Raw genomic sequence first — 14,195 nt, 5'->3', positions numbered from 1 at the left:
AATGGAGCACTCCGACAAGAGGGAAGACGTCGCGAAGCAGGATGCCGCCGCGCACTTGCTGCGTGACGCCGAAATCGCGCTCCGCGAAGCAGCTATTGCCAAGGGCCAGCAAACCCTGGAGGAAAAAGAGCAGCGGCTGACTTCCCAGCAAGAGGCCCTCGCCAGAAAAGCCGCCGAACTCAGCAAGCGGGTAGAACAGCTCAAGGTCGTCGAACAGCAACGCGCAGCGAGCCATGACGAAGAGCGCGTAGCCTTGAATACGGAATTGCGCCAGAAGCGCGCCGAGGGCGAGCGCCAGATGTCGGAAATCCGCGAGCAGCAGCTATCGGCGCTGGAAGAGGAACTTGCCAATCTCCGGGGCAAACGCCTGTCGGAAGTGTCGGCCGCCGGCGACGCCGAGCGCGAGCGCATCCGCGAAGAGCTCAGCAGGCAGCGTGAGGCCTGGACCAGGCAACAGGACGAGGCCCGCGCGCGACTGGATGCAGAAGTGTCCGAACTGGCAAGGCAGAAGGGTGCATTGACCGCCCTGCAAGGCGAAGTGCATGGGCGAGCGATGGAGCTGGAAGCCGCCGAGCGCAACCTGGAACGCAAGGAGCAGCGGCTCGAGGAGCACGCCAGGCGGCGTAGTGAAAAATTCGCGGACGAACTCGAGAGCAACCTGGAGGAAGAGCGCCGGTCGCTGGAAATGCAAAAGCAGTCCTGCATCGAGGACAACCGGCGCCTACGTGAAACCGTTGCCAAACAGGCCGACCTGCTGGGCCTGTTCGAGCTCCTGAAACGCCAGCTCGGGGACACGGACCCGTCCGAGATCCTGCGAAACCTGAACAGCCAGACCGATGAACTGAAGCGCCTGCGCGAAGAGCTCGCCAACCGGCCCACCGAGGAGATGCGCGACAGAGCCCGCGCGCTTGAAAGCGAAACCAAGGCCCACAAGGCCCGGGCGGATGAGCTTGAGCGACAGATCGCGATCAGGGAAGCGGAGTATGAACAGGTCGGTCAGCTACGCCGGAAGAACTCCGAGCTCACTGCGGAAAACCAGTCATTGATGCAAAAGGCTTCGATCTTCGAAGGCGCGGCAAACGAAGCGCAAGTCGAGCTCGACCGGCTGCGGGCCGCTTATGAACGCCCTGCCGAGGTCGAGGCGCGGCACAAGGAAATCGAACGGCCACATTTTGCCGTGGACCGAGCCAGGCTGCCGGTGAAGGCGCAGATCGACGAGCTGACCTGGCTCAGAGGTATCGGCAATGCGTGCAGCCACTACGGCCTGAGTTTCAACCCACGGATCCTCAACGCCTTCCACACGGCCCTGAAGACCGCAGAGTGGTCGCCCCTGACCGTGCTCTCGGGCGTCTCCGGTACCGGCAAGTCCGAACTGCCGCGCCTGTACGCCCACTTCGGCGGCATTTTCTTCGAGCCGCTGTCGGTGCAGCCAAACTGGGACTCGCAGGAGTCCATGCTCGGCTTCTTCAACTCAATCGACAACAAATTCGACGCCCAACCGGTGCTGAACTTCCTCGCACAGAGCCAGAAGCCCTGGAGCGAGGACTACCCCGGCCTGTCCGAGGCCATGTGCCTGGTCCTGCTCGACGAGATGAACCTTGCCCATCCGGAGCTGTACTTTGCCGAATTCCTGAGCAAGCTCGAACTGCGCCGTGGCAGGAAAGGCAGCGACGTGCCCTGGCTGCCGGTGAAGGTCGGCGCAGGCATGCCAGCCTACAAACTACCGCTGGGCCGGAATGTGTTGTGGACTGGAACGATGAACCAGGATGAAACCACCAAGTCTCTTTCCGACAAGGTGCTGGACCGCTCCATTATCGTCAATTTCCCGCGGCCGACCGAATTGAAACGCCGCCTGAAATTGCTGCCGCTCGATGAGCGCAATCGCGGCCCGGCGCTGCACAAATCCGTCTGGCAAAGCTGGCTGGCAGAGGGCAGCAGCTTCTCGGAAGACGAAGTCAAGCCGTACATGGCCTTCATAGAGGCGTTGAATGGAGCACTCTGCGTGGCTGGCCGGGCACTTGGCCATCGGGTATGGCAATCCATCGAGTACTACATGGCCAACTACCCGGAGGTCCGGGCGGCGAAGAATGACAACTCCCCATCCCGACTTGCCGAGGCGATGCATACTGCGTTCGAAGACCAGCTGGTACAGAAGGTCATGCCCAAGCTCCGCGGCATCGACACCCGCGGCAAGAGCAAGACCGACTGCCTCGACAAGATCCGCCACCAGTTGGACAGGGGCATCGCTGGCCGTCCTTTCCACCTCACCGAGGACTTCGATATTGCCTGCGAACTGGGCTACGGCCAGTTCATCTGGCAATCGGCGAACTATCTCAACGCGCCTGGTTCGTCAACAGCGCCGACACAGGTCGACCACCCTGCCCCCACAGCCTCGAACACCCAGGAAGAACCGCCGTCACTGTTCAACATCGGCCTGACTGATCCTGACGAGCGCCGTAGGGCTTGGAACCTGAGGTCCCCGGAGAAACGAGACGAACTGCGCAAGACGTTGGAGGAGAACGCCAGGAAAGGGGGAATCACCGGCCATGACCAGTGAGCACCTGTCGAGCCTTGACTCCGTGCCCCGCAACAAGGCGCACGACAGCACCGCCATCAGCGAGGTGCTCGAGCAGTCGGACTGGTTCTGCCATGCCGTCGACTTCGACCCCAGGAGCGGGCAGGCACTGCCGCAATCGCTGTCGGTGTTTCTGGCCAGGATCGAAGGGTACTCACCGCCCGAGACCGGGTCCCCGTACCGCGACCGCCTATGGCGCATCACCGAACATTGCAGCGCGGCGGTGGATCGGCTTGTCCACTGCCTCAACGAGGCTCCTCGCCGGGAACACGCTTTACTGCCCGCCCATGCGGTACGCGAACTCGATGCCAACAGTTTCATCAAGCTGAGCAATCGCCCGGGACGCACACTGAGGGAAAAGCTGGCAGGCAACCCCTATCTGCAAGGCGTTCGGCGCTCCCAGTCCGTCGACCTGCCGGAGAACCGCCTGTTCAAGGCATGCATGGTGCGTCTGGCGCAATACCTGGAGCTGTGCGTCGAGCGCCATGAACACCAGAACGACCTGTTGTTGACGATTCTGTCCTGGCTGCGCTCCGGCGAAGCGCGGGACATTGGCCGCTGGGAGAACCTGCCGCCCAACAACACGCTTTTGTCACATCGCGATTACCGACAGGTATGGGACGCCTGGCGTTGGCTGCAGTCCCTGGAGGATGACACTGCTCGCGACCTGTCCGAGGTCCACGCACGTCGCCAGACCCGGCATCGCTGGATCACCTACAGCCGTATATGGAGCGAGGGCCGCCACTACCTGGCGGACATGCCGGTTTTCTTCGACTTCGATACCTTCGAGATCCGTCCCTGGTTCAACAGCGTCGCGATGCAGTCGGTACAGGAAAAGATCAAGCGCGGCGCCAGGATCGAAATCCATACACCGGTGTGCGTCGATCTGGCGACCTCACTCCCACGCTATGCTGCGGGCAAAATGGCCAGGCACCTACCTGGTTCTTTTGCATGGCAACTATGGCAAGGCGAGGATGCCGAGGTAGCACTCGACCTGTTTACCTCCGACGCGATCTATCGGCACCCGCAGGTGACGACCCTATTCCCGACGGACCTGTTCTTCTCCCAAGCCGCGCACGAGCACTTGGAGCGCGCCGCACACGCCTTCACCGGCAGGCTGCAGGAAATGTTCAGGCACGACACGCTGATCTGGCTCGTGCCCGATGTCCTCAATGATTTCGAACTCGACGTCACCCGACGCAATCTCAATGCTCGCTTCCAGGGCGCAGTGCCCCTGCCGCGCAGTATTGCCGCCGCGATTCAACACGTGGACTACTCGAAAGTGAGCGCTGGCTATCCGATAGTCGTGATCGACAATGTCGGCGGCAAAACCTGCGTCACGAAACTGGTCGCCAGGCTCGAGCCGGCCCTCAAGGACAAACTCCCGGAAACGAGAGGTTTCTACTGGGAGCGGCATCCTTCGGTGATCATTTCGGACACCCCAGCGGATGAGTCGGAACCCGGCTGCGCCATTACGTCCATCGATGGCCAGAACCAATGGCAACCGCCAGCTATCGCCGCCAGGCCTCCCGTCCTCGACAACTCGGTGCTGAAACAGGACCCGCGCATCGGCGGCTTCGCCTTCGCCATCACCGTGACGCAAAGCCCGGTATCCGGAGGCCTTCATTTTCATACGCTGCAACAACGTGCGGGAGATATCCCCCTGTGGCGCGACGAGATACCTGAACTGACGATCAAGGTGTTCAAGGACGGACGTCCTCAGCGCTTCCAACTGGTGTCCCGTGGCACGACGGTCACGCCGATCCGTGGCAGGCCAGTCAGCATAGAGGTAAAGGAAGATTTCACCCTCCCGGCGGACAGGCCGTTCTACCAGTTCCCCCTCTTCCTGGGCGACAGCCGCGAAGACTTGGGCTACTCGGCCCGCCTGGACTCCTGCGCGTTTCCACTCAAGGAAAGTGTCGACTGTGCGCTCCACCTGACGTTCGAATACGGTGCGGACGCCCCCTATCAGCTGACCTTCATGCCGCGCAATGGCGCGTTTGCACAGGTGCAGGCTACCTGGCGGCGTACCAGGGACCTGGTCGTCAGCGACGCCCCCGCTCCGGAGTACCCCGCTCCGATGGCCTGGGCCGATCTGCGTCATTTGCCAAAACCCGGCAGCAGTGAAACCACTGACTTGCTCAACTGGATAACCCGCGCGATCGCACGACTGGACCAGGATATCTACATCCGTCCCAAGGCCAGGGCCAAGGCCGTGATCAACAAGGAGTGGCGCCCTGACAAGAACGGAGGCTATTTCACGTTCGCTACCACCAGCGCCACTCAGGAACGAGTGTTCGTCCATCAGAAAAATATCTTGGACGGACATCTGTACACGGACTTCGGCGTTGGCGACACCATTTCATACGAACGCCATGAGCAGGGCGGCAAATGCTCTGGCCGTCGGGTTGCCGGCGAGTATCACGAGGAGGTGGAACGACTCAAGCGGTTCGACGAAACAACCAGCAAGAATCTCGTTATGCAGATCCGCAAATCTGTCTATTACCCCATCATCCAGATATGGCGCGATGGTCGCTCCATCGACGATATCGACTGCCCCGGTGTTTTTGCCAAAGCAGCCCGCAGCAATATCGACTACCTCGTTTCTCTGCTGCAGGAAAACGATTTTCCAACGTCGGTGAAAAGTGTAATTCTCGTGCTGATGTGTTGCATGCACAAGAACGTCCCAAGTGGCTTCATCCAGCATCTGTCCGGGCAGCTCGAGAACGGCAGCATTCGCAACCCACAAGCCATTGGCTTCGCCCTGGGACGCCTGGATCAACCCTGGCAGCGGGCGCTTTTCTCGGGCCTCATGCGCAACATCACGGAAAGCGTTCTGCGCACCTTCGCTTGTGCGATCTGGCGAGACCGGCACTTTGTTGAACAATTCGAAGCGACCCAAATGACAATGGTGCTGAAGTCTCTCAACCTGGCGTTGGGGCAGATCAATCCATGCCCGGGAATAAAAGGTGCCGATGACAACAGAGCTGCTGTCAACTGGATGCGCACAACCACCGAGTTACTTGAACTCCTGCTGGGTGTGCTTCGAACGCGAGATGCAGCGGATATGCAACTGAGGATGTTGCTCCAGCCTCATCAGCAGATCACCAAGGCCTTGGCCCGCAGCGTCGAGCGGGTGAGCGAACTCGTTGCACAATCGACTGTCGCTTTGTCTTGCCGGGTACAGATCAATATCGAAAAACCCGAAGGTGATCATACCCCGGACCTGCTTTTTGCCCTGCGCCTTTATCTGACCGGCGACGATGGCGCGAACGCGATCCACATCACCAGAATTTCCGACAGTCAGGACGCATGATCAGCGCAAACCCAGGCGAAGGTGCCTGGGTTTGGTGAGGTTGTGGTCGACGATGGGCGTTGGAAGGCTTCGTACGCGGGAGTAACGGGAAGGCCGCGCTTGCTGGGCATGCTGTGTCCGTATGCCCAGCTCAGCAACTTCCTTCCCAACCTCACTCACTCGGACTATAGGCCTCCAATGGAACCGACCCCGTGCCAAAACACGCAGGGAACGGGTCCGCCGAATTCATCCCCTTCACTGGCGTTCGCAGGTATCGCTTCCAGTCATCGGCAACATGGCGCAAGTCGATTTCATCATCGAACGACGTATGTCGGCAGGCATCCATGCGCGCCTCGACCGCGTATTTGAGAAGCACGAATGAAGCCAGTTGTTCCTGGTCGAACGACTGCGCGAGATAGGGATAGTGGATCGCCAGCTCAGCCTCGCCCTTCTCCTGCAATTGCCGGTTCACCCGGCCGAACAACCTGTCCACACGCCCGACACGCTGCTCGTTGTCACCGGGTGTCCAGGCAATTCCGTAGTGGTGCACCTTGCTGCATTGAAGATGCAGGTTCACACCCTCCTGAAAGACCGAAGTCGCTACCAGCACGTTGGGGTAGAACGGGCTGTTAAAACCGAGAATCAAGCGCCGGCGATCGCCGGAATGACTACTGGCGTACCAGGCAGGGCTTTGCAGGCTGGTAAGAATGCGCCAGTCCTTTTTCCAGTCGGCCAGTCCGTGGGCCGTGATCTTTCCACAGATCTGCTCGAAGCAATCCAAGGCCGCAATGAAGTACTGCCGAATCAACGAGTCGTGAAGGCGCGGGCTCAGCCAATCGATGAAATCCAGATAACGACGTTGAACATCGCCCCCCGTATGCTGGCGACGAAACTCCGTGAACCAACTGTAGAGCTCAATGATGACCGGGCTGGCAAACAGAAAACCCGCTTTTACATAATTGGCGAAATTTTCTGCAATCGCTCGGCCGTGTGGCCCAAGCGCCAACCACGCCTCCAGCCGCCGGCGTGTGGCATCAGGCAACCCTTCATACATCAGGCCCCACAAGGTCGGCATCATTTCTTCGTATTGTTCACCCGCTGGCGACGCGTGTTCCCCGTGCAGCACAAGACGCGCTCGCAGCGCCGCACCGCCATAGTCGTCCCGATTACGCTCGCCCACGCGCTTGCGGTCATACCCGGTGTATCCGCCCTTGCGGTAGTCACTTGCCGGCTCCAGCAACAACGAAAACAGACTGTCCGGCTTGCGCAAGCGCAAGCTGAAGTTCGAGCAATCCGTACTGCGGTCCTTTCCCTGTTTCTTGACCACGAACAGGCCAGCAATGTGCGAGGCCAGTTTTTCATCACCCTCCAGGCCATCAATGGCTTGCGCCTGGTCGTCATCGTGAAGAAGATCCTCGTCGTCCGATTCTTCGGCCGTCTGCTGGCAGACATACCGGCTGAAAAACGCCCGCGACCAGTTCTTCTTCTGCCACCCCTTCAACAGCCTTTCCGAGTCTTCCGGACGCCAGGCCTGGACGATACGCCGCGCCAGCTTCAGGTCACTGTCCGCGTTCATGCGCTGGGTAATCTCCCGCACCGAAGCGATCCGCCGCACAAATACCAGGTGCTTGTGCTCGTGCAATGGTAATCGCGTGTCGAAGACATCCTCGGGCTGACATTCATGCATCAGCGTATCGTACTTGGGATGATCAGGGTGGCTCTGGAAGTACTCACGGTGCAGCTGGGTAAGCTGAGTCAGGATCCCGGTATCCGGAGCACCGGAAAATGCCTGAGCGGAGTGTTCCTGTTCCAGCGGTGCGGTCGCGCTGGCCGCGCTACCTGGCTGGGTACCAACGGACTCGAAGCCTTCGAGATAGCCGTACAGGAACCTGCGGCCGCCACTCTTATGGCCTTGTTGCTGCACCAGCTTCTTCTGGTACAGCGCGAAAAACATCTCGGCCTCGGGGTTGTTATGGAAACTGGCTGGCAGCGTTTTTTCATGACGGTAGTTATATTTGTTACGGTAACCCTCAGCCCCCTGCATCAGGCGCAAACGACGCAATGCGTACTGGGTCAGCAGCTTATCCGGAGCGGGTTGCGACCCGTCAGCCGGTGGGTCGATGAAGTAGCCGAGAATGGAGGCTATGTCCCGAAGCGAGGAATGGCTGGGCGTCGCGGTAAGCAACAAAACTTTCTGTGCGAGCCGCCCCCCCACTTCCCCGAAGAACTTTCGTGCGGCCTTGGCACGTTGAGAACCGCCATCGGCATTACGGAAATAATGAGCCTCATCCACAACGACCAGGTCGAAACCCTTGTTTCCCAGCGATGACTTGAGCTCACGGTGAATCCTGGCAGCCTCAACCTGGGCTTTGCCGGCCACATCACCCGATTGCTTGTCCTGCCACTCAACCAGGTTGCTGAGGGAATGGATAGTGGTGAAGTAAAACTGCCCGCTGCCCTCCTTCACCGCATCACTCAGTTCACGAAGCCGCTTGTAAATCTGCGCCTCGTGCAACGGCTTTTTCTCAGGCCCATTGCAGGTCAGGTGCGAACCGCCTTTATAGTGATCGCGCAGGAACGCGGCATACTCACGCGCCCACTGGTGGCAGATGTCTTCCCTGGGAGCCATGACCAGCACCTTGGCATTGGGCTTCAGCTTCCACAGCAACGCGATGATGCCCAATGCCTGGAACGTCTTGCCCATGCCGACCTCATCGGCCAGCAATGCCACATTGTGCATGGACAACTTGTTCCACAAACCGGCAACACCTTCGATTTGCCGGGCGGGCATGGAGATGTCCTGGCCCGAGTACTGCCACGCGTCATTGCCTGCGTCGAAGTTGATCCAGTTCGCGACCTGTTCCGGCTTCAAACCACCCCAGTCGATTTCACGCATAGCCACACTCCTTCTGCACGCGGCGAACATAGGCCAGCTTTCTTTGCAGCTCCTTTGGCAAGCGCGGCGTCTGCACCTTCAGTGTCGACCACAGTTCGTCCCCAGGCTTACGGTGCCCGGCCTTGCGGTACAGCCCGGCGGCCAGTTGGTGAAGCGAATTGACCTCCTGGGCCAGGAACCAGTTGAACACGCTGGGCTGGCTGCCGCTAATCTGCTGGCGTGCCTTGGCCGCCAGTTCCTGAAGGCAGCCCGGATGAACGAATGCCCATTGTTCGATATCGGAAGCTGCGCGCAAACGCTCGCGATACTGCTCGATTGCCTGGAACAACCGGAAGTAAGACAACGCGTCCTGTTCGATGACAGGTGAAGGCGCCGTTGGGTCCTCATCCGGCCCGGCACCATTGCGCAGGCAGGCACGCAACACGGTGTTGTTATCGCTGTTCGGATCGACCCCGGCCACCAGGCTGTCGAGCAGGTCCTTCAGCGATTCGAAACCTTGTACACGCCGGAACGACTGGTCGCTCTCGACAATGATGCCCCTAAACACCGCTGGGCCCTTCTTGCGCAGAAGAATGGCGTAGCTATGGTCGGCGAGCATGGCCTCGTTATCCGGCGTCACCTGCTCGATCGGTATCAGCAACCACTTGCCCTGCTGGCGCCGTGTGCGCCACTGCAGGGGTATCGGTTCGCTTACACCCGGCAACTTCAGCCAATAAAGATTGCCGGGTTTGTCTACCCACCAATTGCCTGATACCGAAAAACAGGCACGCTTCCAGTCGTAGTGCACCTGCAGGTCGAAGGGCAGCTCTTGCGGCACATCCAGGCGATCCTCCGCCAACAACTGGTCGCTGGCAAAATCGGCCTCGGTGACGCCAATGCGCGCTCCCAGCATGTCTGCGTTGCGTTTGACGTTCAGCACGATACCGGCTTCGATATTGCGCTGATCAAAACTGCTGGTCCCGGCATGGGTGAAGTTCCACGAGCCGATCGCCAGGCGCCCCCCCTGATGGGTGTGAAAGAGCCAGGCCTTGGCATGGGTGATTTCGGTGAGCGGATCAGGCGCAGACGGGTTTTTGTGGAACGCGAGCGCGTCCGTCTTGATGCAGGCCGCCAACGCTTCGCTCCAGGGCGTCCGGAGGTACCGGCCCTCCAAGCGGTCTGCGACCAGAGCCACCTTCAAATCAGGATTACCTGTTTGCGCCCGGAGTCGCTCCAGCAAGTCGGGCATGTCGGCCGCCAGGTAGGGGGACCAGACCTGCAGCGAGGTGATGCGGTCCTGCACCATGAGATGCTCAAGGAAGGTGCGTTTGTCGAAACTGTGCACGAATTGCCAATCACGCCCCTCGGCCAGACGAGGCTGGGTGCGCCAGCGGAGCTCAAGCTCCAGAGGCTCGGCCAAGGCATCGAAGAACTTCTGAATCTGCCTGTATTGCTCGTTATTGCAGACGCGCTGGAAGGTGAACACCTCCTGATTGCGCCCCCAGCCGCCGACGCTCAGGTTCGCGCTGCCCGCACCCAACACCATGTCCCCTTTCTTACTCTCCAGAAAGATGAGCTTGGGATGAAACAACGTGTGCTCGGTAAAACCAGGGTAAGTGTTCAGGGCGCGAGCAGACACACAGTGAACGTTGATGGCCGTGCGCTTGTACTGGTCGGCCCCCATCATTCGCTTGTCGCAGAACACCCGGAAGTCGATGTCTTTCTCAACCAGGTGTGTCTGGAAACCTTCGAAGTCCAGGCGGTTGCGCGGCGGGTCCATATTCAGCACTGCCGGCAGCAGATGGGATTCGACAAAACCCAGATTGAGGTTGAAGGTGGTCAGCCAGACCCGTTTGAGCTCGCCCATTTCCTTCAGTTGCTGCTTGAAGGCCTCGATCAGTTTCATGCGGCCACCCCGTGCAAGCCCGCAAGCAAGTGCCGGAACTGGGGAATGTAGTACTGGTGCACCCAGCCACCCAACGGTCGCTCGGCAGGGGTCGGCTCACTGCGGGGCCGCACATGAATCTTTAGCTGGTTACCATCTGCCCGGGTCACCCACGGCGACTGGCCACGACTTTCCATGATGAGCGCGTGATAGCTCAACAATGCGTCCATCTGTGCGTCGGCACCGCCCTGCCCTGCCACGTTCAACAAACTTTGCAGACGTGCTTGCCCGGTAGTGGAAAGCACCGTCGTCATGGACGTGTCTGCATTGATGGCTGCCGCACAGGTGGCCAGGGTCGAGGTATTACGCCCCAAGGCTTTCCAGCGCTGCCAGACCCTTCTGACGGGCTGGGACTTCTCGGCCAGCATCAGGTGGAACAACAGGTCCACCTCGCTGAGCAGCGGTTCCAGCAAGCGTACATGCGCGAGCTTTCGCTGTGCGTCTTTCGCCAGCGGCTGCTTCATCGCCTCCTCGAAGACATTCGCAGCAGACCCGTCGCCGTGCTTGGGCGAACTCAACACGTTATACAAGGCTCCCGGGGCACCCCGATCCAGGCCTGTGATGGACAACCAGAAATCGCATGTTCTGGCACCTACCGCCGCCGATGACGCAAAGGCCTCGACCATAGCCTTGGGAAGCGTTGCTGGTATGTCCTGGAAGGCAGTCTTAGGCTGGCTGCGACTGCTTGCCAGCAGGTCTTTCAAGTGAGGACGCAGGAGGTTGTAGAGACGAAAAAGCGTTGGGGTTTTGCTGATCAACGCATCTACGTCTTTCCACAGCAGCGTGGCTGTGGGCAGGTTGTAGCGATAGTGACGGTCGAAGAAGCCCATTTCCACCAACGGCGTCTTGTAGCGGCCGCTCACGCCCAGCAGGGTTTGCCGAACCAGCACCTGCGCTTCGGGGACATGGCTGAAGGTGAGCGAAGGGTTCCCTGTACTGTCGAACCAGACTCTTCGCGCCTTGCTGATCCCCAGCACGCCAGTGGTTTCGAGGCCCGCGGTATTTTCATGGGCGATGACGCTGTAGACGTTGAGGTTTTCCAAGTACACCAAACAGGCATGCTTGAACTTGAGGTCGTGTTTGCCGTTGTAGATCTTCCTCAACCCGATGCCTAGCGCAATCGAGTCGTCCTCGACCAGGCTCTTGATCAAGAAGTGATTGAACAGGTTCAGGGTGAAATTGCGGATATCGTTGGAAATGGAACTGATCCGGTTCTGGAAAATCTGCTGGCCAAACCCAGACCAGATCACCTGCAACCCCAAGGGGTCGATATTCAGTTCATTACCGAGGCTTTCGTCGTACTCGGTCAGAAAAGCATCTAGCAACACACCCGGATACCTCTAAAACGGACAATCCCTTTGTATCCGCCCTTGAAGCTGGCTGGATCCAACCCGGCCCGAAAAATTGCATTTTGCCACTATCACTGTCAAGGCCGGTGCCGTCGTCGAGCAGGGTATTTTTCAAGCCAGGATGCCCTGCTCCGGGGTAGTGAAAAAAAATGATCCGCGCTTCATCTTCTGGATCCGCAGGGCTAATCCACCTCCCCTCATATTTGATGTGCTCGGGCCGTTATCACACAGTCAGGGTGGATATAGCTGCCGCTCGAGGCAAGCGCCCCCTAAAGGCGCGGCCTCGCCCTGCTTCTGGCCCTCTCGCCATGTAGCTACTCTGAAGTCCAGGGTGCACCACCACGACAGCTGTCAGGAATCGCCATTCTCGATCGCGCATCCTGCTGGGGGTATCGAAGGGTATTTCTGGGGGTACATTTCTGCTTCTGCAAACCACAAATACTGCCCCAGAGCCCTGTCCAAATGTTTTTTGGAGACCCTGACAGTCTTTAGGGCGGTTTAGATGCATTGAAAAGCCGCCTCCGTTCTGGCCAAGTCATCAGCAATCGTCGGTAACGCTCAAATGGGCGCTAGCACAATCAGTTCACGTGCCATCGCACGCTTTCTCTCAACAGCCTACCGCCGGCTGCTGTGCCTTCGCCAACCTCAGCAACAAAAGGCCAACCAGCAGCGCTGCCCCCAAGTTGTAGAGCATGCCCGTGACGAAAGCCGCCACGTATTGACCTGCCAGCACGACCCCGCCATCACCCGCGACCAGCGCCTTGTTGAACAGGATGCCGACTACCCCTACTCCCAGAGCCGCCCCCACCTGCTGAACAGTCGAGATCACTCCCGACGCCATACCGGCGTGGGCTTCATCGACAAAACCCAATACCAGGTTCAGCAGTGGCGTCATGATCAAACCCTGACCGGCGCCGACCACCATCAGTACGGGGATCAACCCCGCGGGCATCAGGGCCGCGCCCGCCATCCAAACCTGCGCAATCAATAGCCCGATCGAAACGGCATACACCATCGCACCTACAACGATGGCGCTCGCCCCCCATCTCGCCACCAGCTTGGGCGCGACGAGCGACGCCAGTACGAATCCCACGCTGCAGGGTGCGAAAATGCTACCCGCAGTCAAAGGATCAAGCCCCAGCCCGGTCTGCACCAACAAGGTGAAGCACAAGAAGAACGAACTGGACGTGGAATACACCAAAAACACCAGCAATGCGCCCAACGCGAAGTGACGCTGGGCCAGCAAGCGCATATCCACCAGTGGCAATCCGCCGTCTGCTCTTCGCTGCTCCTGCTGCCTATGGAAAAGTACCAGCAGTACTCCCGCCAGGCACAACGACACTAGACTCCAGGCTGGCCAGCCTAGCGCCGGCCCTTCGATCAACGGCACCAGCAGCAGCACCAGGCCGGTGCTGACCAGCCCTACGCCCGTCCAGTCCAGGGTTGGTCGCTGCGGTGCGCGCGACTCAGGGATATAACGCGCCGCCGCGATGGCCAACAGGCCGATAGGCACGTTGATGAGGAAGATGCTACGCCACCCCAGGCCGAACAAGTCGGCATGAATCAACCCGCCACCCAGCACTTGCCCTGCGATGGCGGCCAGCCCTAGGGTCATTCCCAGTAGACCAAAAGCACGACGGCTGTCGCCGTCATTGAAATTGACACGGATAGAGGCATAGACCTGCGGGAACAGCAACGCCGCCGCCAGCCCCTGTAATACCCGCGCAGCAATCAGGAAGCCGGCAGTGGGGGCCAGCCCGCACAGCAGGGAGGCGAAGGTGAACCCGGCCATGCCGATCACGAAGAGGCGGCGGCGCCCGAACAGGTCGCCCAGACGGCCGCCGGTAATCAGCAAGACGCCAAACGCAAGTTCATAGCCGGCCACGATGAAGCCAACCTGTGCGAAGCTGGCCGCCAACCCTGCTTGCAGGCTGGGGATGGCCACATTGACCACGAACAGGTCGAAAATCGTCACGAAACCGGCCAATAGCAGCACCGACAAACCGAGCCAGGGCGGGCCGTCAACAGTGCGCACAGGCAGTACCGAAGGGTGGGAGTTCGAGTTCATCTTGCGCATCCTGAGAAGAGACGTCAGCATTCTCGAACCACCGTTAAGCCATTACAATTTAACCATTTATGCTATTACTCAAAGTAAC

General features: G+C 59.5%; 6 protein-coding genes. 2 read left to right on the top strand and 4 right to left on the bottom strand.

The genetic code is table 11. The annotated features are described in order from the left end of the window. The first annotated feature begins 1 nt into the window (after position 1). Entirely contained in the window at positions 2–2,557 is a 2,556-nt protein-coding gene (locus tag GIB19_RS02970) for a chromosome partitioning protein ParA (protein WP_258641908.1), read from the top strand. Next, positions 2,547–5,891 (top strand): DUF2357 domain-containing protein, encoded by a 3,345-nt coding sequence (locus GIB19_RS02965; RefSeq protein WP_258641909.1) that lies wholly within the window; start codon positions 2,547–2,549, stop codon positions 5,889–5,891. Before GIB19_RS02970 ends, GIB19_RS02965 begins: the two co-directional genes overlap by 11 nt. 151 nt (positions 5,892–6,042) lie before the next feature. Here the strand turns inward: GIB19_RS02965 and GIB19_RS02960 are convergent, their stop codons facing one another. From GIB19_RS02960 to GIB19_RS02945, 4 genes are all read right to left on the bottom strand, one after another. Beyond that, on the bottom strand, positions 6,043–8,766 hold the full coding sequence (locus GIB19_RS02960; RefSeq protein ID WP_274883442.1) for a DEAD/DEAH box helicase: 2,724 nt from the start codon (positions 8,764–8,766) through the stop codon (positions 6,043–6,045). Continuing rightward, entirely contained in the window at positions 8,759–10,651 is a 1,893-nt protein-coding gene (locus GIB19_RS02955) for a hypothetical protein (RefSeq protein WP_258641914.1), read from the bottom strand. Before GIB19_RS02955 ends, GIB19_RS02960 begins: the two co-directional genes overlap by 8 nt. Further along, positions 10,648–11,946: a hypothetical protein gene (locus GIB19_RS02950; protein WP_274883437.1), complete on the bottom strand. Its 1,299-nt coding sequence runs from the start codon at positions 11,944–11,946 to the stop codon at positions 10,648–10,650. Before GIB19_RS02950 ends, GIB19_RS02955 begins: the two co-directional genes overlap by 4 nt. A gap of 700 nt (positions 11,947–12,646) precedes the next feature. Further along, complete coding sequence (locus tag GIB19_RS02945; protein WP_099429557.1) at positions 12,647–14,107, bottom strand: MFS transporter; 1,461 nt, start codon at positions 14,105–14,107, stop codon at positions 12,647–12,649. Between the last annotated feature and the right edge of the window lie 88 nt (positions 14,108–14,195).

The organism is Pseudomonas sp. ITEM 17296 (genome assembly GCF_028895205.1).
In the GTDB taxonomy this organism is placed as follows: domain Bacteria; phylum Pseudomonadota; class Gammaproteobacteria; order Pseudomonadales; family Pseudomonadaceae; genus Aquipseudomonas; species Aquipseudomonas kermanshahensis.
This window is presented reverse-complemented; position numbering and strand designations above follow the sequence as displayed.